General features: G+C 71.0%; 13 protein-coding genes and 1 pseudogene. 7 read left to right on the top strand and 7 right to left on the bottom strand.

Annotated elements, in window-relative coordinates; all coding sequences use genetic code 11:
- Window positions 1-2: 2 nt before the first annotated feature.
- The 3 genes from PBV52_RS37025 to PBV52_RS37015 all read right to left on the bottom strand — a co-directional run bounded on the left by PBV52_RS37025 (window position 3) and on the right by PBV52_RS37015 (window position 9,160).
- Window positions 3-1,823, bottom strand: a complete 1,821-nt coding sequence (locus PBV52_RS37025; protein ID WP_274244598.1) for a non-ribosomal peptide synthetase — start codon at window positions 1,821-1,823, stop codon at window positions 3-5.
- Window positions 1,820-7,861 carry a type I polyketide synthase gene (locus tag PBV52_RS37020; protein ID WP_274244596.1) on the bottom strand — a complete coding sequence of 2,014 codons (6,042 nt, stop codon included), beginning with the start codon at window positions 7,859-7,861 and terminating at the stop codon, window positions 1,820-1,822. Before PBV52_RS37020 ends, PBV52_RS37025 begins: the two co-directional genes overlap by 4 nt.
- A gap of 840 nt (window positions 7,862-8,701) precedes the next feature.
- Window positions 8,702-9,160, bottom strand: coding sequence for a DUF6299 family protein (locus PBV52_RS37015; protein WP_274244594.1), 459 nt, complete (start codon window positions 9,158-9,160; stop codon window positions 8,702-8,704).
- Between the two features lie 93 nt (window positions 9,161-9,253).
- Between PBV52_RS37015 and PBV52_RS37010 the strand changes: the two are divergent.
- Window positions 9,254-9,361 (top strand): annotated as a pseudogene (locus PBV52_RS37010) (DUF5999 family protein); the annotation flags it as partial.
- 72 nt (window positions 9,362-9,433) lie between these two features.
- On the opposite strand, the gene PBV52_RS37005 reads toward PBV52_RS37010, so the two are convergent.
- The gene (locus tag PBV52_RS37005; protein WP_274244593.1) at window positions 9,434-9,832 is read right to left on the bottom strand and encodes a RidA family protein; all 399 of its coding nucleotides are present in this window, start codon (window positions 9,830-9,832) and stop codon (window positions 9,434-9,436) included.
- A complete protein-coding gene (locus tag PBV52_RS37000; protein ID WP_274244591.1) occupies window positions 9,829-11,046 on the bottom strand; it encodes an acyl-CoA dehydrogenase family protein in 1,218 nt (405 codons plus the stop codon). Before PBV52_RS37000 ends, PBV52_RS37005 begins: the two co-directional genes overlap by 4 nt.
- 173 nt (window positions 11,047-11,219) lie before the next feature.
- Between PBV52_RS37000 and PBV52_RS36995 the strand changes: the two genes are divergently transcribed.
- From PBV52_RS36995 to PBV52_RS36975, 5 genes are all read left to right on the top strand, one after another.
- Window positions 11,220-12,833, top strand: coding sequence for an AMP-binding protein (locus tag PBV52_RS36995; RefSeq protein WP_373921953.1), 1,614 nt, complete (start codon window positions 11,220-11,222; stop codon window positions 12,831-12,833).
- A 15-nt stretch (window positions 12,834-12,848) separates the two neighbouring features.
- The gene (locus PBV52_RS36990) at window positions 12,849-13,661 is read left to right on the top strand and encodes a PaaX family transcriptional regulator C-terminal domain-containing protein (RefSeq protein ID WP_274244589.1); all 813 of its coding nucleotides are present in this window, start codon (window positions 12,849-12,851) and stop codon (window positions 13,659-13,661) included.
- A 116-nt stretch (window positions 13,662-13,777) separates the two neighbouring features.
- Entirely contained in the window at window positions 13,778-14,344 is a 567-nt protein-coding gene (gene cysC, locus PBV52_RS36985) for an adenylyl-sulfate kinase (RefSeq protein ID WP_274244587.1), read from the top strand.
- Window positions 14,341-15,243 (top strand): sulfate adenylyltransferase subunit CysD, encoded by a 903-nt coding sequence (gene cysD, locus PBV52_RS36980; protein ID WP_274244585.1) that lies wholly within the window; start codon window positions 14,341-14,343, stop codon window positions 15,241-15,243. Before cysC ends, cysD begins: the two co-directional genes overlap by 4 nt.
- 2 nt (window positions 15,244-15,245) lie before the next feature.
- Window positions 15,246-16,445, top strand: coding sequence for a sulfate adenylyltransferase subunit 1 (locus PBV52_RS36975; protein WP_274244583.1), 1,200 nt, complete (start codon window positions 15,246-15,248; stop codon window positions 16,443-16,445).
- Between the two features lie 51 nt (window positions 16,446-16,496).
- Here PBV52_RS36975 and PBV52_RS36970 read toward each other — a convergent pair whose 3' ends face one another.
- Window positions 16,497-18,863 (bottom strand): bifunctional salicylyl-CoA 5-hydroxylase/oxidoreductase, encoded by a 2,367-nt coding sequence (locus PBV52_RS36970; RefSeq protein WP_274244581.1) that lies wholly within the window; start codon window positions 18,861-18,863, stop codon window positions 16,497-16,499.
- A 2-nt stretch (window positions 18,864-18,865) separates the two neighbouring features.
- Window positions 18,866-19,693: an enoyl-CoA hydratase family protein gene (locus PBV52_RS36965; RefSeq protein ID WP_274244579.1), complete on the bottom strand. Its 828-nt coding sequence runs from the start codon at window positions 19,691-19,693 to the stop codon at window positions 18,866-18,868.
- Between the two features lie 365 nt (window positions 19,694-20,058).
- On the opposite strand from PBV52_RS36965, the gene PBV52_RS36960 reads away from it, so the two are divergent.
- Window positions 20,059-20,511 carry an ATP-binding protein gene (locus PBV52_RS36960; protein ID WP_274244577.1) on the top strand — a complete coding sequence of 151 codons (453 nt, stop codon included), beginning with the start codon at window positions 20,059-20,061 and terminating at the stop codon, window positions 20,509-20,511.
- Window positions 20,512-20,516: the final 5 nt, after the last annotated feature.

Raw genomic sequence — 20,516 nt, 5'->3', positions numbered from 1 at the left:
GCTCAGCTGCCGCTGGAGGTGGCGCGGCCGCGCAGCACGGCGCGGCGGGCGGTGGCGCGGCGGCGGGCCGACTGAACCATTTCGGAGTCGTCGCCGCTGTCGTCGTCGAGCCAGCGGCCGAGGGAGGAGATGTCGCGGAAACGGAACAGGTCGGGCACGCCGACGCGGCGGCCGAAGCGCCGGGTCATCATCCTGGCCAGCCGCACGAGCAGCAGCGAGTCGCCGCCGAGGTCGTAGAAGGTGTCCCGGACCCCGATGCTCGACGGTTCACGGTTCAGCAACTGGCCCCAGATCTCGGACAGCGCCACCTCGGTCGGCGTGCCGGCGGTCTCCGTGGCCCGTTCCGGGGCGGCGGCCGGCGGCTCGGGCAGCGCGGTGCGGTCGAGCTTGCCGCCGGGCCCCAGCGGGAGCGCGGCCAGGAACACGAGCGTCCGGGGCACCATGAAGTCGGGCACCTCGGCGGCGAGCTTGCCGGTGATGGTGGCCTGGAGGCCGGCGTCCAGCCAGAGGCCGTCCCGGGTGTCGCCCTCGGGCACGACGTAGGCGATGAGCCTGTCGTCGCGTACGGCGGCGGCGGCTTCCTGGACTCCGGGGGTGCCGGTGAGCCGGGCCTCGACCTCTTCCAGCTCGACGCGGTAGCCGCGCATCTTGACCTGGTGGTCGGTGCGGCCGACGAACTCCAATTGGCCGTCGTCGGTGAACTTGACGACGTCGCCTGTGCGGTACATGCGTTCGCCGTCCTGGAACGGGTCCGGCACGAACCGTTCGGCGGTGGTGCGCGGCCGGTTGACGTAGCCGTGGGCGAGGCCGGCGCCGCCGAGGTACAGCTCGCCGGGCACGCCGTCCGGCTGCGGCTTCAGGTTCTCGTCGAGCACGTGGATCCGGGCGCTGACCGAGGGCGAGCCGATCGTGGGCTCGCCGGTCCCGTCCTTCGGCACCGGTCCGAACGTGCAGAAGACGGTGCCCTCGGTGGGGCCGTAGGCATTGAAGACCCGGTCGGCGGCGGTCTCCTGGTACGTCCGGTCCACCAGCTTGCGCCGCAGGGGCTCGCCGCCGAACACGACCGTGCGCAGGTTCGGGGGCAGGCCGCCGGCGTCGAGCAGGGTGTTCATCACCGACGGGATGGCGTGCAGGTGGGTGATCTTGTCGACGTGCGGGCTCTCCGGCAGGTGGACGGCGCTTTCCACGAGCACGACGGCGCCGCCCCGGCACAGCGCGGAGAAGATCTCCATCACGGACATGTCGAAGCAGATCGAGCTGGCCGCGGAGACACCGCTGCGGTCGCAGTCGCCGAGGGCCCGGTCCATCTCGGACAGCATGGTGACGCAGCCGCTGTGCCGGATGGCCACGCCCTTCGGCTTACCGGTGGATCCCGATGTGTAGATCACGTACGCGGTGTCGCCGGGCACGACGGGGACGGGCTTCTCGCCGGGCTCGGTCGTCACGGACTCGCCCAGGACGACCAGGGTCGGGCCGGCCGGGCAGCCGGCCCGGGACGCGGTGGTGGTCAGCAGCAGGCGGGTCCCGCTGTCCCGGACCATGAAGTTCAGCCGCTCGGCCGGATAGCGCGGATCCAGCGGTACGTAGCAGGAGCCGGCGCGCAGGACGGCCAGGATGCCGACGATCAGGTCGGGTGTGCGCTCGACGCAGATGCCGACGGGGACACCGGGGCCGGCGCCGTCGGCGACGAGCCGTTCGGCCAGCGCGCGGGACTTCTCGTCCAGGTCGCCGTAGGTCAGGACGCCGGCGTCGGAGTGGACCGCGGGCGCGTCGGGGTTCTTGACCGCTTGCTCGACGAACGCGGCGTGCAGGGTTTCGGTCACTGGTCCCTCTCCTCGGGACGGCTGCTCGGCGTGATGTCCTCAAGTGCCAGGTCGGGGTGGGCGATCGAGTCGAAGAGCACAGTGCGGTAGAGCGCGAGCAGTGCCGTCACGGTCTGCCTCTCCAGGTAGCTGGGTTTGTACTGGACATGGCCGACCACCTCGCCGGAGATGTCGGCCATCGAGATCTCCAGGTCGAACTTGGCGAGGTGCCTGCGCACCTGCAGCGGTTCGAGCGGCAGGGCGCCCTCGGGTGCGATGGTGTCGCCGAGGCCGTGGAAGAGCTTGACGGAGCGGGGGAACGCGTCCGAGGACAGCCAGTTCACGACGACGTCGAACCATGGGGAGCGGCCCTCGGACCTGGGCGGTTTCAGGGTGGACGCCAGCAGGTCGAGGGGGTAGTTCATGTGCTCGAGCAGACCGAGCGAGAACGCGTGCACCTCGCGCAGCAGCTCTCGGAAACTGCGGTCCCCGGCGGGTTTCGCGCGCACCAGCACCGTGTTCAGGTAGTAGCCGATGGCGGACTCCCAGCCGGGCTCGCCGCGTTGGGCGATGGCGGTCGCCAGTACGGAGTCCTCGACGTCGGCCGCGCGGTTGAGCGTGGCGAAGAAGCCGGCCAGCACGACGGTGCTGATCGACACACCTTCGCGCACCGCGAACTCCCTGAGCCGGCTGGTCTCCTCGGCGCTCCAGCGGAAGGTGAGGTCGCGGCCCTCGTAGGTGACGCCGGGAGGTCGCTCCATGGTGGACAGGTCGAGGTGGGCGGGCGGGTCGGCCAGGGCCCCCGACCACCAGCTCAGTGCCGCGTCGGCCGCCGGGCTCGCCAGCCACTGCCGCTCCCACTCGACGAACTCCGTGTAGGCGGCGACCGGCTTGCTGTCGGCGGGGTCGGCGCCCTCGTAGAACTCCTGGAGTTCGCGGATCATCACGTCGGCCGACGCCGCGTCCGAGGCGATGTGGTGCACGAGCACCAGCAGGTAGTGGTCCGCCGGCCCACGCGTCATGAGCACCACGCGCACCAGCGGCCCGTCGTCCAGGTCCAGCGGCAGGTGCCCGTGCTCGGCCAGTTCCTCGCGGGCTTCTTCGTCGTCCAGGTCCGTGCTGTCCACGACGAGGAACTCGTACACCGCCTCGTCCAGGATGACCTGGTGCGGGCTGCCGCCGGCCTCGACGAAGACCGTGCGCAGCGCCGGATGCCGCTCCATCACGATCCGTACGGCGCGGTCGAGCGCCTCTTCGTCGACCGCGGTCCGGATCCGGGCGGCCACCATGAAGTTGTAGGGCACGGCGTCCGGTGCGACCTGCTGCATGAACCACAGGGCGGCCTGGCCGTGTGACGCCGGTGCCAGTTCGAAACCGAGACCGTCGGCGCGCAGTTGGTCGTGCGCCGGTGCGTCGGTGGGCTCCAGCAACCCGCGGGCGGCCAGTTCGTCCACCAGTTCCTCGGCGTCCAGCTCGGACAGATCGTCCAGGAACGTCCGGGTCGGCTTGATCTCGGGCGTCGGTGCCGGCTTCTCCTGGACGGTCGGTGCCGGTTCGACTGCCGCGGTCGGTGCCGGTTCGAGCGCCGCGGTCGCGGTCGGCCGGCCGATGGTCTCGAGGATGTGGGCGACGATCTCGGGTATGGGGCGGCCGTCGAGGAACACCACCGGCGACACCCGCTGCCCGAACAGCGACTGCAACCTGTTGACCAGGCGGATCGCCAGCATCGAGTCGAGGCCGAAGTCGCGCAGGCTGGAGCCTTCGTGGAACCTCTCCTGCGGCACACCCACCGCGTCGGAGATCTCGCCGAGGACGACCTCCTCCACCGACCTGTTCTCCTCGGCCACGGCTACGGCCGAGGCCTCGGTCACAGCCGCGGTCACGGCCGCGGTCTCGACGACCGGTGCCGGCGCGGACGCGACGCGAGGCCTGGTGTCGGTGTCCAGCCAGTAGCGGTCCTTCTGCCACTGCACGAGCGGGGTCTCGACGACCTCCACGTCGTCGGCGAACAGCGAGTCGAAGGTCAGCGGGACGCCCCTGACGTACAGCGACGCGGCGGCCCCCAGCAGACAGCGCACGTCACTTTCGTTTCGCCGCAGGGAGTTGATCGCGTGCACGGGGGCACCCCGGGTCAGCGCGATCTCCTCGACCGCGCCGCGCAACGTCTCGTGCGGGCCGATCTCGATGAAGGTGCCGACGCCGTCCTCGACCAAGACACCGATCGTCTCGGCGAACCGGACCTGGTTGCGCAGGTTGTGCACCCAGTAGTCGACGTCGGCGACGGGGTTCACCGTGTCGGCCAGTGCCGTGGAGTGGAAGTCGATCGTGTTCGTCAGCGGGGTGATGCCGTCGATGAGTTCGCGCAGCGGCTGGATCAGCGGATCCATGCCGGGGCTGTGCACCGGCCGTTCGACCCGGATGTTCCTGGTCGAGATCCCGGCCCGCTTCAGGTCGGCCTCCAGGGCGCGTACGGCGTCGGGCGAGCCGGAGACGGCCGCGCTGGTGGGGCTGTTCACCACGGCGATGGCTAGGTGCTCGGCGTACGGGGCGATCCTCGGCAGCAGCTCCCGCTCTGGCAGGTCGACGGAGATCATGGCGCCGGGTGCCGCTTGCCGTTCGAGCAGGTGCGACCGGGCGACCACGACGCGGGCGGCGTCCTCCAGCGACAGCGAGCCGGCGACGCACGCGGCGGCGGCCTCGCCCAGGCTGTGCCCGACGACGGCGCTGGGCTGGATGCCGAGTTCGAGCCAGACCTTCGCCAGCGAGACCTGCAAGGCGAACAGAACGGGTTGCTGGAAGTCCATCTCCTCGAACCGGGCCTCGTCGGCCGGGGCGGCGAGATGGTCCAGCACCGAACAGCCGCCGGCCGCGCGTACGGCGGCGTCGCAGGCGTGCATCCACTCGCGGAAGCCCGCGTGCGCGCGCATGAGCTCCCGGCCCATGCCGACCCACTGCGTTCCACCGCCGGAGAACACCAGCGCCACCCGCCGGTCGCTGTTGCCGGCGACCGTGCCCGTGACGACATCGGGGTGCTGCTGACCGGCGGCGACCCGAGCGAGTCCGTCCAGGACTTCCCGCCGGTTGCGGGCGAACAGCGCTGTCCGGTGGTTGTGGTGGGTACGCCGGGTCGCGAGCGTGTAGGCGAGGTCGGACACCCGTAGGCCCGCGTCGCGTTCGACATGGTTGGACAGCTCACGGCAGGTGTCGGCCAGCGCGGCCGCCGACTGCGCCGTGACGGGTACGAGATGCACCTGCTCGTCGGCCGCGCCGCCGCCCTGGCTCGGCGGGGCGTGTCGTCCCCGGTCACCCGCGAGGAACGGGGCAGCCGTGACGGGGTGGCCGGCCGCGTACAGCGCGCCGAGCGAGCCCAGCAGGGTCCAGGCCTCGTCGGTGCCGCGCCGGAGCGAGGGCAGGGTGGTCGCCGTCAGGACCTCCCCCACGGACTTGAGCAGTACGGGGTGCGGGCTGAGCTCGACCACGGCGTCGATGTCGTGACCGCGCAGGGTCGTCAGGGCGTCGGTGACCCGGATCTCCTGGCGCAGGTTGTTCGCCCAGTAGTCCGGCCCGAGCTCGGCGCCGTCGACCGGCTCGCCGGTGACCGTGGAGATCATCGGGACGCGGGTGGTCCGGGGCGTGATGCCGTCGAGTTCGGCCCGCAGCGGGGCGAGGACATGGTCGACCAGCGGCGAGTGGGGCGCGTGGCCCATCCGGACCCGATGGCTCGTGATGCCCTCTTCGGTCAGCCGCTGGACGAGGCCGTCGATCTCCGGCGGTGTGCCGGTGACCAGTGTGGAGTTCGGGCCGTTGTAGCCGGACACCGTGAGCCGGCCGGTCAGGTGCTTCTTGACGGCGTCCGGACCGGTCGTGACCACGATGCCGTCGCCGCGTCCGACGGCCAGCTGCTGCAGGAGCCGACCGTGGCCGGCGGCCAGGCGGGCGGCGTCGTCGAAGTCGAGCGCCCCGGCGATGTGGGAGGCGGCGAACTCACCGACGCTCTGTCCGAGGACGACGTCCGGCTCCACCCCCAGCGAGCGCCAGGCGTCGGCCAGGGCGACCTGCATGCAGAACAGCAGCGGCTGGAAGACGTCCATGTCGTCGATGCGGCCGTCGGATGCCAGCAGCTGGTCGACGAGCGAGAAGCCCAGCAGGTCCCGCATCCGTTTGTCGGAGCGCATCATGGACCGCCGGAACACGGGCATACCGGCGAGCAGTTGCCTGCCCATGCCCACCCACTGCGAACCGTTGCCCGAGAACAGGAACGCCACCCGCGGCTTGCGTTCGGTCTTCTCTCCGACGCTCAGCCCGGGAACCGTCGTGCCGGCGGTGAAGGCGTCCAGCTGCGCCCTGAGTTCGGTCAGGTCGCGCGCGGCGGCCGCGAGCCGGAACCTGCCCTCGCCGGGTGGCCGCGCGCAGATCGCCCGCAGGTCGTTCTCGTCACGCAGCGCCAGGACCCGCTCGGCCAGCGCCTCCCGGGAGTCCTCGGCCAGCAGCAGGACCGAGGCCTCGGGGCGCGCCAGCTCCTCGACGGCGACGTGACAGATCGCGCCGCCGAAGCCGAACGAGCTGACGCCCGCCCGGCGCGCGTCGGACCGGCGCGGCCAGGCCGTCAGCCGGTCCTGGACCGTGAGGTTGTACAGGTCGAAGAGGATCTGCGGGTTCGGGGTGACGTAGTGCAGGCTCGGCGGCAGCACGCCGTTGCGGATCGACAGGGCGAGTTTGACCAGGCCGACGATGCCGGCGGCCGCCTCCAGATGCCCGACGTTGGACTTGACGGAGCCGAGCCGCAGCGGCTCCCCCCGGTCACCGCCCAGGACCGCGCCGATGGCGTTGACCTCGATCGGGTCGCCGAGTGGCGTGGCCGAGCCGTGGCACTCGATGTAGTCCACGAGGGACGGTGCGATACCGGCCCGTCGGTAGGCGGTGCGGAGCATCGACTCCTGCGCCTGGGGGTTCGGCGCGGTCATGCCGTTGCTCAGACCGTCGTTGTTGGCCGAGCTGCCCTTGATCAGGCAGTACACCGGCAGTTCGCGCTCGAGCGCCACGCTCAGCGGAGCGAGTACGACGACCCCGGCGCCCTCACCGCGGACGTAGCCGTCGGCGCGGGCGTCGAACGTCTTGCAGCGGCCGTCCGGGGCGAGCGCGCCCATCGCGTCCATCGCGGTGTAGTAGTCGGAGACGAAGCTCAGGTTCACGCCACCGGCGAGCGCCAGCTCGCTCTCGCCCATCCAGATCGACTGGCATCCCAGGTGCACCGAGACCAGCGATCCCGCGCAGGCGGCGTCGATGGCCATGCTCGGGCCTTGCAGGCCGAGGATGTAGGAGACGCGGTTGGCGATGATGCCGTCGTGCATGCCGGTCGCGGTGTGCGGGGTGATCTGGGAGTCGGGGCCGCGATAGTGCGCCAACGCGGCGTAGTCGCCCCAACAGGAGGCCATGAACACGCCGGTGTCGCTGCCGACGAGACTCATGGGCGCGACACCCGCGTCCTCGAGTGCCTCCCAGGCGAGCTCCAGCACCAGACGCTGCTGTGGGTCCATCTGGACGGCTTCCCGGGGTGAGATGCCGAAGAACAGCGGATCGAACCGGTCGATGCCGTCGATGAACCCGCCCCAGCGCGCTGAATCGCCGATGAGCTCCCGCCGCGCGGCCGGTACCGGTCCGACGGCGTCGCCGCCCTCGACCAGCATCTGCCAGAACGAGGACGGGTCCGGTCCCCCGGGGAACCGGCAGCCGATGCCGACGATCGCGATGGGCTCACGCGACACCACGCGGCGATCGGTGCTCGGGCCGGCCTCCGCGGCACGCGGACCGTCGACGAGGGCCCGGGACAGCTCGTCGACGGTCGGGTACTGCCACATCCAGGTGACCGGAACCTGCCAGCCGAGGAATTCGGACAACGAGGCCACAAGGCTCGTCGACTTCAACGAGTCCAGTCCGTATCGGTGCAATGGTGCCCAACGGTCCAACGCGTCCTTGGGCACATCCAGCAGCTCAACGACGCGGGAAAGTAAAAACTCGGTTATGGCGCGTAAGTCATGTGCTCCGCGTTCTTGGGGCAATTCAGCTCCTGAGCAGGGCGGACGGAATCAAGAGGAGGGTGACTCCGGTATTGGACACCCCCACGAAAAGCTCTTCCCGGAAAAGGAAGCGGGGTGAAGTGGCCATGGATACACGACCGAAGTCGGCTATTCACGAAATGACCATCAAGTGACAGACGGCTCGCCATCGAGTGTCTGAGACGCGCGTGATCGAAATCGGCCACAACGCGGAAAAAGACGCAACGCTGCGTCAGGTCTGAGGCGCGAGACGCGCTCCTACCAGGGAAAACGGATTCGCGCATGGCTGGACAACCTGCCCACGCATACCGCCCCGGACATGTAAGCGTGACTGACGAAAAACCCGTGCGCGCACCGCGAACTACCCCCGTTAAGCCAACCTGGCCGAATCAGATCGCCATCTGGTTCGGGATCACTGCCCCGGCAGTCCCCCCCACCGGAGTACGTTTTCAAGCGTCGTTCTCCTGGTCGAGCTGATTGACGACTGGATTGATTGCACCGGATTTCGGAACTCGCCCGACCGGCCGACATCAGGCTGCCATTCGGCGATTGGTTGAGACAAGTGCGAATGGCTGACAGGAGGGCGCACTGGCGCGAACTGACCCCGATGTGGCCAGTTCCTCTCACCTCTTGCACGAGGATCATTCGTGATGTATCGCGGCCGACGGCTCGCGGGACAGCCTCCTGCCCCGCTCCCGTGTCCACCTCGGTGATCCGCAGTTCGACGCGAGGGAGGATGCCCACCAGCCCCGTATCCGCCTGGGCGGCGACCTCGTGGGCGCGCTGCGCGGCCGCCGTCGGCGGCGTGGGGCCGGGCCCGAGGGCCCGGCCCGACCGCGGGGTTCAGCTCTTGGTCAGGGTGATGTCCTGCTTGTCCTGCAGGGCGTGGAAGCGGGGCAGCGGCAGGCCGCCGACGGGGTGGAGTTCGACGATGGTGGCCTCGACGTACGCCTTGCCTGCCTCGAGGGGGGCCGAGGCCGTGCCCGCCTGAGGCCTGCCCGTGTTCTGCCAGCTGTGCTTCTTGCCGTCGCACACGGCGAGGGTGCCGCCGATGCCGTGCCGCACGCCCGAGGACTGCTGGCCGATCGTGGAACTCACGAACGCGGGCCCCGAGGCGTCGACACAGCGGTAGGTGCCGGACAGGGTGACGGTGCCGTCCGCGGCGATACGGCCCGTGCCGTCGATGGTCACGGTCTCCTTGGGGTCGGCGGCGGCCGCGGAGTCGGCGGGGGCCGACGGGGCGGCGACCAGCAGGAGCAGGACAGCTCCGGCGGCGGTGGCGAGAGCGGGGCGCAGGGACATGGGATGACCTCCCGGATAATCGGAATGGGACCTTCCACTGGTACCTGGCGGGTGCGCCCCTGGACGTGACCGTCACCCCTTCGGTGGCGAGTCCTGCTCTGCAACGGCGCGATCGTGTTCGACGACAGCGGTGAGCCGCTGCCCGACGGCCGCGTCGTCGCACCGCACCGGGTGCCGGCCGAGCGCCTCGCCATGGCCGCGTGCGCGAGACCTGCGACGCGTGAGCAGGAACCACCGCGGTACGGCGAAGCCCGACGGCAGCAGGGCCGAGCCCTACGGCAGCACGGCGAAGCCGTCGAGCTCCACCATCGCCTCTTCGTCCCAGAGGCGCACGACCTCGACAACCGCCATCGCCGGATAGTCCCGCCCCGCCAACTGCCGCCAGATGCGGCCGAGTTCGGCGACCTGGGCGCGGTACGCGGCGACGTCCGTGGCGTAGACGGTGACCCGCGCAAGGTCGGCGGCGCTGCCGCCGGCGGCGTCGAGCGCGGCCAGCAGATTGGCCAGGGCCCGCGCGAACTGCTCGGGCAGGGTCTCGCCCATCACCTTGCCGTCCGCGTCGAGGGCGGTCTGACCGGCCAGGAAGACGACCCGTGAGCCGGTGGCGACGACCGCGTGGGAGAAGCCGGTGGGCGGGGAGAGGTCGGGCGGGTTGACGCGCTCGGTGCTCACTGGCCGGCCTCCATGTTCGCGTACAACTCCTTGGCGATGATGCCGCGTTGGACCTCGCTGGCACCCTCGTAGATACGCGGGGCCCGTACCTCACGGTAGAGGTGTTCGAGCAGGTGACCGCGGCGCAGGGCGCGGGCGCCGTGCAGTTGGACGGCCTGGTCGACGACGTACTGCGCGGTCTCGGTGGCGAGCAGCTTGGCCATCGCGGCGCGCTTGGGGACATCCCGGGCGCCTTCGTCGTACGCCGTCGCCGCCGCGTACACCATGAGACGGGCGGCCTCTGTGCGCAGGGCCATCTCGGCCACCTGGTGGGCGATCGCCTGAAGGTCCTTCAACTTGCCGCCGAACGCGTCCCGTTGGGCGGTGTGGGCGAGGGTCGCGTCCAGGGCCGCCTGGGCCATGCCGACGGCGAAGGCGCCGACGCTGGGCCGGAAGAGGTTCAGGGTCCCCATCGCGACCCGGAAGCCTCGGTCGGCCTCGCCGAGCATGTCGTCGGCGGTGACGGGGACGGCGTCGAAGGTGAGGCTGCCGATGGGGTGCGGGGACACCATGTCGAGGCCCGCTCCGGTGAGGCCGGGACGGTCGGCGGGGACCAGGAAGGCGGTGACGCCACGGGCGCCGGCGCCGGGGGTGGTGCGGGCGAAGACGGTGTAGAAGTCGGCCTCGGGGGCGTTGGAGATCCAGCACTTCTCGCCGGTGAGCCGCCAGCGGGCGGGACCGTCGGGCTCGGCGTCAAGTGAGGCGACCGGCGACGCCCCCGGCCCTTCCGGTCCTCCCTCCGGTTCCGGCCCTCCAAGCCGCGAGGCCTCCCGTTCCGCTCGCAGCTCCAGCGCCGCCGCGTCCGATCCCGCCCCCGGCTCGCTCAGCGCGAAGGCCGCCACCGCGCTGCCCTCGGCCACCCGGGGCAGCCAGCGCTCCCGTTGGGCCGCGGTGCCGTGGGCATGGACCGGATGGGCGCCCAGGCCCTGCAGGGCGAGGGCCGTTTCCGCCTCCGTGCAGGCGTACGCGAGGGACTCCCGCATCAGGCACAGGTCGACGGCTCCCGAGGTGAACAGCCGTGCCAGCAGCCCCAGTTGGCCGAGTTCGGCGACCAGCATGCGGTTGACGTGCCCGGGTTCGCCCTTCTCCGCGAGCGGGCGCAGCCGTTCGGCGGCCAGGCCGCGCAGTTCGGCACACCATGCGGTTTGCGGTGGATCGAGTGAGAATGCAGGCATTGCCGACCTCCCTGCGGAGCCGTCCGCGACGGACGCTCTCGACGGACCTCCTCGACGGACCTCCTCGACGATATCGCGCACCATTGACTGTCGTCACCGACACGATACGCTCCCTGTGCGAGCCCACCACGACGCCCACAAGGCAGCCCTATACGGCAAGGGGGCGAACCGCCATGGCCGGTCTGCACCGCTCCGCCCACGTCGACACCTTCGCCCGCGAGCACCTGCCACCGCCCGACCAGTGGCCCGAGCTCCGCTTCGACCTTCCGATGCTGCGCTACTCCGATCGGCTCAACGCAGCCGCCGAGTTGCTCGACGGCCCTGACGACGAGCGGCCCGTGTTCCACACCCCGTCCGGCGCCACATGGACGTACGGCACACTGCGCGCCCGCGTCGACCGGCTCGCGCATCTGCTCACCGGCGACCTCGGCATCGTCCCGGGCAACCGGGTGCTGCTGCGCGGCCCGACCACACCCTGGCTGGCCGCCTGCTGGCTGGCGGTGCTCAAAGCCGGCGCGGTCGCCGTCACCGTCCTGGCCCAGCAGCGGCCGCACGAGCTGCGGACCATCTGCGAGATCGCCCAGGTGCGGCACGCGCTGTGCGACATCCGGGCCGTCGACGACCTCGCCAAGGCGGAGATACCGGGGCTGCGGATCGCGACGTACGGCGGTGACGCCCCTGACGACCTGCTGCGCCGCCCGGCGCCCGACGCGCCGTATCCGGCCGCCGACACAGCGGCCGACGACGTCGCGCTCATCGCCTTCACCTCCGGCACCACCGGACGACCCAAGGGCTGTATGCACTTCCACCGGGATGTGCTCGCCATAGCGGACACCTTCGCGGAACATGTGCTGCGCCCCCATGTGGGCGATGTCTTCGCCGGCAGTCCCCCGCTCGGCTTCACCTTCGGCCTCGGCGGACTCGTCATCTTCCCGCTGCGGGTCGGCGCCAGCGCCCTGCTCCTCGAACAGGCCGGTCCCAAGCAGCTCTTGCCCGCGATCGCCGAACACCGGGTGTCCGTGCTGTTCACCGCGCCGACGGCCTACCGCGCGATGCTCGACGAGCTCGACTCGCACGACATCTCCTCACTGCGCCGCTGCGTCTCGGCGGGCGAGAACCTGCCCGCCGCCACCTGGCAGGCCTGGCACGAGCGGACCGGCCTGCGCATCATCAACGGCATCGGCGCCACCGAGCTGCTGCACATCTTCATCTCGGCGGCCGACGAGCACATCAGGCCCGGGACGACCGGGGTGCCGGTACCGGGGTGGCACGCGCGCGTGGTCGACGAGGACGGGCAGGAAGTGCCCGACGGGGAGCCCGGGCTGCTCGCCGTGCGCGGGCCGGTCGGCTGCCGCTATCTCACCGACCCCCGGCAGCGCGAGTACGTGCGCCACGGCTGGAACATCACCGGCGACACCTACGTCCGGGAGAGTGACGGCTACTTCCGCTATGTCGCCCGCGCGGACGACATGATCATCTCGGCCGGCTACAACATCGCGGGCCCGGAGGTCGAGGAGGCCCTGCTGCGCCACCCGGACGTGCTGGAGACGGCGGTGGTGGGGCGGCCGGACGAGGCACGCGGCCAGGTCGTGGTGGCATACGCGGTGCTCAGGGACGGTGCGCGCCGGGACACGGAGGCGCTGCGCACATTCGTCAAGGGCGAGCTGGCGCCGTACAAGTGTCCGCGCGAGATCGTCTTCCTGGACGCACTGCCGCGCACCGCGACCGGCAAGCTCCAGCGTTTTCGACTGCGCGCGGCTGGTGACCCGCAGGGTGACCAGCAGTGATCCGTACGACCTAAGATGATCAACGTGTCCGACCAGCATGCACCACGGTCTCTCATCGTCACGCTCTACGGCGCCTACGGCCGCCATATGCCCGGCCCGGTGCCGGTCGCCGAGCTGATCAGACTGCTCGCCGCGGTCGGCGTGGACGCCCCGTCCGTACGTTCCTCGGTGTCGCGGCTGAAGCGGCGCGGGCTGCTGCTGCCGGCCCGTACCACCCAGGGCGCGGCCGGGTACGAACTGTCGCCGGACGCCCGCCAGTTGCTGGACGACGGCGACCGGCGCATCTACACCACCGCCCCGCCCGAGGACGAGGGCTGGGTGCTCGCGGTGTTCTCGGTGCCGGAGTCGGAGCGGCAGAAGCGGCACGTACTGCGCTCCCGGCTGGCCGGGCTCGGCTTCGGGACGGCGGCTCCGGGGGTGTGGCTCGCGCCGGCGCGGCTCTACGAGGAGGCCCGGCACACCCTGCAGCGGCTGCGCCTGGAGGGGTACGTCGACTTCTTCCGCGGCGAGCACCTCGGCTTCGCGCCGACCGCCGAGGCCGTCGCCCGCTGGTGGGACCTGGCCGCGATCGCCAAGGAGCACGAGGCGTTCCTCGACCGCCACGCGCGCGTGCTGCACGACTGGGAGCGCCGGCAGGACACCCCGCCCGAGGAGGCCTACCGCGACTACCTCCTCGCCCTGGACTCCTGGCGCCACCTCCCCTACACCGACCCCGGCCTGCCCGCCCGGCTGCTGCCCGAGGACTGGCCGGGCGCCCGCTCGGCGGCCGTCTTCCGGGGACTGCACGAGCGCCTGCGGGACGCAGGGGCCACGTACGCCGGCCTGTGACCTCAGGCACACCATGCGCCACTAACGGAACCCTCAGGCTCCTCTGCACCTCTTCTCAAGTTTCTTACCTAGCGTCCATCGGGTCGTCGCCGGGTAAGAGATGAGGACTGTTGCGCATGACCACCACGCCCCGAAAGGGAGGCCCGAAGGCTCAGGGAGCCACCGTCTGGCTCACCGGGCTGCCGAGCGCGGGCAAGACGACCATCGCCCGCCTGCTCGGTGACCGGCTGAAGGCGGAGGGACATCGCGTGGAGGTCCTCGACGGCGACGAGATACGCCGCTTCCTCTCCGCCGGCCTCGGCTTCTCGCGGGAGGACCGGAACACCAATGTGCAGCGCATCGGCCTGGTCTCCGAGGTGCTCGCGCGCAACGGCGTACTGTCCGTGGTCCCCGTGATCGCGCCCTACGCGGACAGCCGCGAGGCGGTGCGCAAACGGCACGAGGCGAGCGCCACGCCCTACGTCGAGGTGCATGTCGCCACGCCGGTCGAAGTGTGCGGCGAGCGGGACGTGAAAGGGCTGTACGCCCGGCAGGCAGCGGGGCAGCTGTCCGGGCTGACGGGTGTCGACGACCCGTACGAGCCGCCGGCCGACCCGGCGCTGGTCCTCACGACCCAGGACCAGACCCCGCAGGAGTCGGCGGACGCCGTGTACGCGGTGCTCGCGGAGCGGGGGCTGGTGTGACCGGGTTCAGCCTCTCGCACCTGGATGCGCTGGAGTCCGAGGCCGTCCACATCTTCCGCGAGGTCGCCGGCGAGTTCGAGCGTCCGGTGATCCTCTTCTCCGGGGGCAAGGACTCCATCGTCATGCTTCACCTGGCGCTGAAGGCCTTCACGCCCGCGCCGGTGCCGTTCTCTCTGCTGCATGTGGACACGGGCCACAACTTCCCCGAGGTCCTCGGCTATCGGGACCGTGTGGTCGCCGCACATGGTCTGCGGCTCCATGTGGCCTCCGTACAGGACTACATCGACCGTGGTGTGCTGCGCGACCGTCCCGACGGGACCCGCAACCCGCTGCAGACGCTGCCGCTGACCGAGAAGATCCAGAGCGAGAAGTTCGACGCGGTCTTCGGCGGCGGGCGCCGGGACGAGGAGAAGGCGCGGGCGAAGGAGCGGGTGTTCAGCCTGCGGGACGAGTTCTCGCAGTGGGATCCGCGCCGGCAGCGGCCCGAGCTGTGGAACCTCTACAACGGCCGCCACGCGCCCGGCGAGCACGTCCGCGTGTTCCCGCTGTCCAACTGGACCGAGCTGGACGTCTGGCAGTACATAGCCCGTGAGCACATAGAGCTGCCGAACATCTACTACGCCCATCAGCGCGAGGTGTTCCAGCGCAACGGCATGTGGCTGACGGCGGGTGACTGGGGCGGGCCTCGCGAGCACGAGGCCGTCGAGAAACGCCAGGTCCGCTATCGCACCGTCGGCGACATGTCCTGCACCGGCGCGGTGGACTCCGACGCCGACACCATCGCGAAGGTGATCGCCGAGATCGCCGCCTCCCGGCTCACCGAGCGCGGCGCCACCCGCGCCGACGACAAGATGTCCGAGGCCGCGATGGAAGACCGCAAGCGCGAAGGGTACTTCTAGACATGACCGTTGACACGCTTCGGTTCGCCACCGCGGGCTCCGTCGACGACGGCAAGTCCACGCTCGTCGGACGACTGCTGCACGACTCCAAGTCGGTCCTCGCCGACCAGCTGGAGGCCGTGGAACTCGCCTCCCGCAACCGTGGTCAGGACGCCCCCGACCTCGCGCTGCTGACGGACGGACTGCGTGCCGAGCGGGAGCAGGGGATCACGATCGATGTGGCGTACCGCTACTTCGCGACGCCGCGACGCCGGTTCATCCTGGCCGACACGCCGGGCCATGTGCAGTACACCCGCAACATGGTCACCGGCGCCTCCACCGCCGAGCTGGCGATCATCCTGGTCGATGCCCGCAACGGCGTCGTCGAGCAGACCCGTCGGCACGCCGCCGTGGCCGCCCTGCTCCGGGTTCCCCATGTGGTCCTCGCCGTCAACAAGATGGACCTGGTCGGGTACGAGGAGCAGGCGTTCGACCGTATCGTCGAGGACTTCGCGGGCCACGCGGCCGAGTTGGGCCTGCCCGGCTGCACGCCGATCCCGGTGTCGGCGCTCGCCGGCGACAACGTCGTGGTGCGCTCGGCCTCCATGGACTGGTACGGCGGCCCGGCGCTCCTGGAGTTCCTGGAGAACGTCCCGGTCGGCACCGACCCGGCCGACGCCCCCGTCCGCTTCCCCGTCCAGTACGTCATCCGGCACGGCGAAATCCGGTACTACGCCGGTCAGTTGGCTTCGGGAGCGCTGCGGGTCGGTGACCGCGTGACCGTTCATCCGTCCGGCGAGACGTCCGAGATCACCGGCATCGACGTGCTCGGCAGGGACGTCGACGTGGCGTACGCACCGCAGTCGATCAGCGTGCGTCTCGCCGACCAGCGGGACGTCGCGCGCGGCGACCTGATCACCGCGGGTGTCGACGCCCCGGCGCTCACGCAGGAGGTACGGGCGGCGGTCTGCCATTTGGCCGACCGGCCGCTGAAGGCCGGTGACCGCGTACTGGTCAGGCACACGACGCGGACGGTGAAGGCGATCGTCAAGGACCTGGCGGGCGCGGCCGGCCTGACCGCGAACGACCTCGGGCGGGTCACCCTGCGCACCGCCGAGCCACTCGCGCTCGACGACTACGCGGTCTCCCGGCGCACCGGCGCGCTCCTACTGATCGACCCCGCGGACGGTGCGACGCTGACCGCGGGGATGGTGGAGCTGTAGCACGCCCCCCTTGCAAGCAGGATGTGCGCTCTACACATAGGGCGTACGCCCTCAAGTCCCGAGCGTCAGACGGGGCTTGGGGGCGTCCGTGCGTCCCGTCTGCGGGCGGCGGCTGCCCGCCCGGTACGGGGCCGGCCAGCCGACGCCCGGCCCCTGGTAGCCCTGCTCGGCCGCGGCGTGCAGCGTCCAGTGCGGGTCGTAGAGGTGGGGGCGGGCGAGGGCGCACAGGTCCGTACGGCCCGCCAGGATCAGGGAGTTGACGTCGTCCCAGGAGGAGATCGCGCCGACGGCGATCACCGGGAGGCCGGTGGCGTGGCGGATCCGGTCCGCGTACGGCGTCTGGTACGACCGCCCGTACTCCGGCTGCTCGTCGGCCACGACCTGCCCGGTCGACACGTCGACCGCGTCGGCGCCGTGCGCGGCAAAGGCCCGGGCGATCTCGACGGCGTCCTCGGCCGTCGTCCCGCCCTCGGCCCAGTCGGTGGCGGAGATACGGACGGTCATGGGCCGTTCCTCGGGCCACACGCCCCGTACGGCGTCGAAGACCTCCAGCGGGAAGCGGAGCCGCCGGTCGAGGGAGCCGCCGTAGGCGTCCGTACGCCGGTTGGTCAGCGGGGAGAGGAAGCCGGAGAGCAGGTAGCCGTGCGCGCAGTGCAGTTCGAGGAGATCGAACCCGGCCCGGGCCGCGCGCCAGGCGGCTGCCGTGAACTGCTCGCGAATGTCGGTGAGTTGGGCGCGGGTCAGCTCGCGCGGGGTCTGGCTGTACGGCTTGTAGGGGATCGGGGACGGGGCCACGAGGGGCCAGTTGCCGTCCTCCAGGGGCTCGTCGATGCCCTCCCACATCAGCTTGGTCGAGCCCTTGCGCCCGCTGTGGCCGAGCTGCACGCCGATCGCGGTACCGGGTGCCTGTGTGTGCACGAACTGGACGATCCTCCGCCAGGCCTCCCCCTGTCTGCCGGTGTAGAGGCCGGCGCAGCCGGGGGTGATGCGTCCCTCCGGGCTGACGCACACCATCTCGGTCATCACCAGGCCGGCGCCGCCGAGGGCGCGGGCGCCGAGGTGGACCAGGTGGAAGTCGCCGGGGACGCCGTCCGTGGCCGAGTACATGTCCATCGGGGACACGACGACCCGGTTGCGCAGGGTCAGGCCGCGCAGCCGGAACGGCGTGAACATCGGGGGCGTGCCGGGTGGGCAGCCGAAGTCGCGCTCCACGGCTTCGGTGAAGTGGGCGTCGCGCAGGCGCAGGTTGTCGTGGGTGACGCGGCGGCTGCGGGTGAGGAGGTTGAAGGCGAACTGGCGGGGCTGCTGGTCGAGGTAGAGGCCCAGGTTCTCGAACCACTCCAGGCTGGCGCGGGCGGCACGCTGCGTGGAGGCGACGACGGGCTTGCGCTCCTCCTCGTACGCGCTCAACGCGCTTGCGATGTCCGGCTGTTCCTCCAGGCAGGCGGCGAGCGCGAGGGCGTCCTCGACGGCGAGCTTGGTGCCGGAGCCGATGGAGAAGTGGGCGGTGTGGGCGGCGTCGCCGAGCAGGACGATGTTGTCGTGCGACCAGCGCTCGTTGACGACGGTGCGGAAGGTGGTCCAGGCCGACTTGTTGGACTTCAGGGGCCGTCCGCGGAGCGCTTCCGCGAAGATCTTGGCGCAGCGCTCGACGGACTCCTGCTCGTCGAGTTCCGCGAACCCGGCCGCCTGCCAGACCTCTTCCCGCATCTCGACGATGACGGTGGAGGCGTCGGCCGCGTACGGGTAGCCGTGCAGTTGCATCACGCCGTGCTCGGTCTCGGCGATCTCGAAACGGAAGGCGTCGAAGGCGAAGTCCGCGGCCAGCCAGATGTAGCGGCAGTGGTGGGTGGCCACATGGGGGCGGAACACATGGGTGTAGGCCTCGCGGGTGGTGCTGTGCACACCGTCTGCGGCGATGACCAGGTCGTAGGTTTCCGCGAGCCAGGCCGGGTACGGGGCCTCGGAGCGGAAGCGGAGCTCTACGCCGAGGTCGCGGCAGCGCTGGTGAAGGATTTCCAGGAGGCGTTTTCTGCCCAGGGCCGCGAAGCCGTGTCCTCCGGAGGTGTGGCGGGTGTTGCGGTGGACGATGTCGATGTCGTCCCAGCGCGTGAAGTGCTTCTGCAGGGCCGCGTAGACCACGGGGTCGGCGTGTTCGATGCCGCCGAGGGTCTCGTCGGAGAGGACGACACCGAAGCCGAAGGTGTCGTCGGGGGCGTTGCGTTCCCAGACGGTGACTTCGCGGGATGGGTCGAGGCGTTTGAGCAGGGCTGCGGCGTAGAGGCCGCCGGGGCCGCCGCCGATGATTGCGACTCGTAGGGGGTGGCTTGTCGCCGTCGGCGGGTGCGGGTCCGATGTGGCTGGTCGCGCAGTTCCCCGCGCCCCTGAAGTGGGTGCAGTCCCGTCGGTCGAGAGCATCCCTACCTCCCCCGCCACTTCGGCGGGCGCTTCTCCGTGAAGGCCGCGTGGAACTCCGCGTAGTCCTCGCCGTTCATCAGCAGGGCCTGCGTCGAGGCGTCCATCTCCACCGCTGCCGCCAGCGGCATGTCCAGCTCGGCCGTGAGCAGGGCCTTGGTCTGGGCGTACGCCAGTGCCGGGCCGTCGGCCAGGCGGCGAGCGAGGGCCTGGGCGGCCTCGTCGACCCGCCCCTCGTCGGTGAGCTCGCTGATCAGGCCGATCCGCTCGGCCTCCGGTGCCCGTACCGGTTCGCCCAGCATGAGCAGACGGGTCGCGTGACCGAGGCCGACGACCCTCGGCAGCAGATAGGCCGCACCCATGTCGCCGCCCGACAGGCCCACCCGGGTGAAGAGGAAGGCGAACCGGGCGGTGGGGTCGGCGACCCGGAAGTCGGCGGCGAGTGCCAGCACCGCTCCGGCCCCGGCGGCCACCCCGTGCACCGCCGCGATCACCGGGAACGGGCACTCCCGTACGGCCCGCACGACCTGCCCGGTCATCCGGTTGAAGTCGAGGAGCTGAGCGGTGTCCATGGACAGGGTCGCACCGATGATCTCGTCGACGTCGCCGCCGGAGCAGAACCCGCGCCCCTCGCCGGCCAGCACCAGGGCCCGTACCGCCCGCTCCCGGGACAGCTCGGCGAGCAGATCGCGCAGGTCGGCGTAGGCGCCGAAGGTGAGCGCGTTGAGTTTCTCGGGGCGGGCGAGGGTGACGGTGGCGACCCCGTCGGCGTGCTCGACCCGCAGATGCTTCCAGTCGGAGGTGCGGGCGGCGGAGCCGGTGAAGGGACTCATGACGTGCGGCCTCCTCGGGCGGACGGCGGGCACTGCCTCACGGAGCTCTACCCCTTGAGCTCTGCCCTTCGAAGCTATCACTCAACTTTGACTGTCGTCACGGTCACGCAATAGCCCGTTCGGGTGCGACCGTCGCCGGACCCGTCGGATGCGGCCATGGCCGGCCCTGGATGTGACCTGACCCCGTCACATCCGTCACGGCTCGGCGACACCCCCGTAACGGCGGGATCAGCCGTGCGAGGCCGGCCGTTCACCCGGGTAAGCCGCCCAGCAGTCGGGGCCGAAGGTTCCGAACGGTGCCCTTCGGATGCCTCTGCCGGGTGGCGCCGTACCATTCATAAGGTTGAAAGCAGGACAGCCTGCTCATGAACGGACCCACCTTGCAAGATCGCCCCGCAGCCTCCGCCTCCTGGCGCATCGCACTGCCGCACACCGTCGCGGCCGTGCCCGTCGCACGCGCACTGGTCCGTACGGCGCTGGCCGAGCTGGAGCATTCCGCCGACAGCGACACCGCGGAGCTGCTCACGGCGGAGCTGGTCGCGAACGCCGTGGAGCACACCGCGGGGAACGGCCCGATAGAGCTGGTGGTGGAGCTGCTGCCGTCCGGCTGCCAGGTCGAGGTGCACGACCCGGACCCGGCACCGCCCGGCAACCTGACCCGGCCCGCCGCCGGCGAGCCCGACCCCTGGCAGGAGCACGGCCGCGGCCTGCTGCTGATCCGCGCCCTGAGCTCGTCCTGCGGCCACCGCCCCACCGATTCCGGCAAGGCGGTGTGGTTCAGACTGCCGGTCGTCCCCGCTCAACGCCGCCCGACGTAACCCGC

Origin of the sequence: Streptomyces sp. T12, from assembly GCF_028736035.1 — a bacterium.
Classification (GTDB): domain Bacteria; phylum Actinomycetota; class Actinomycetes; order Streptomycetales; family Streptomycetaceae; genus Streptomyces.
Note: the sequence above shows the minus strand (reverse complement) of the source record. Positions and strands in the feature narration are given on the sequence as shown.

Excerpts from the sequence above, each read along its gene's own strand:
- PBV52_RS37015 (WP_274244594.1), bottom strand. The coding sequence starts at position 9,160 with ATGTCCCTGCGCCCCGCTCTCGCCACCGCCGCCGGAGCTGTCCTGCTC.
- PBV52_RS37000 (WP_274244591.1), bottom strand. The coding sequence starts at position 11,046 with ATGCCTGCATTCTCACTCGATCCACCGCAAACCGCATGGTGTGCCGAA.
- PBV52_RS36995 (WP_373921953.1), top strand. The coding sequence starts at position 11,220 with ATGGCCGGTCTGCACCGCTCCGCCCACGTCGACACCTTCGCCCGCGAG.
- PBV52_RS36990 (WP_274244589.1), top strand. The coding sequence starts at position 12,849 with ATGATCAACGTGTCCGACCAGCATGCACCACGGTCTCTCATCGTCACG.
- cysC (WP_274244587.1), top strand. The coding sequence starts at position 13,778 with ATGACCACCACGCCCCGAAAGGGAGGCCCGAAGGCTCAGGGAGCCACC.
- PBV52_RS36975 (WP_274244583.1), top strand. The coding sequence starts at position 15,246 with ATGACCGTTGACACGCTTCGGTTCGCCACCGCGGGCTCCGTCGACGAC.
- PBV52_RS36970 (WP_274244581.1), bottom strand. The coding sequence starts at position 18,863 with ATGCTCTCGACCGACGGGACTGCACCCACTTCAGGGGCGCGGGGAACT.
- PBV52_RS36965 (WP_274244579.1), bottom strand. The coding sequence starts at position 19,693 with ATGAGTCCCTTCACCGGCTCCGCCGCCCGCACCTCCGACTGGAAGCAT.
- PBV52_RS36960 (WP_274244577.1), top strand. The coding sequence starts at position 20,059 with ATGAACGGACCCACCTTGCAAGATCGCCCCGCAGCCTCCGCCTCCTGG.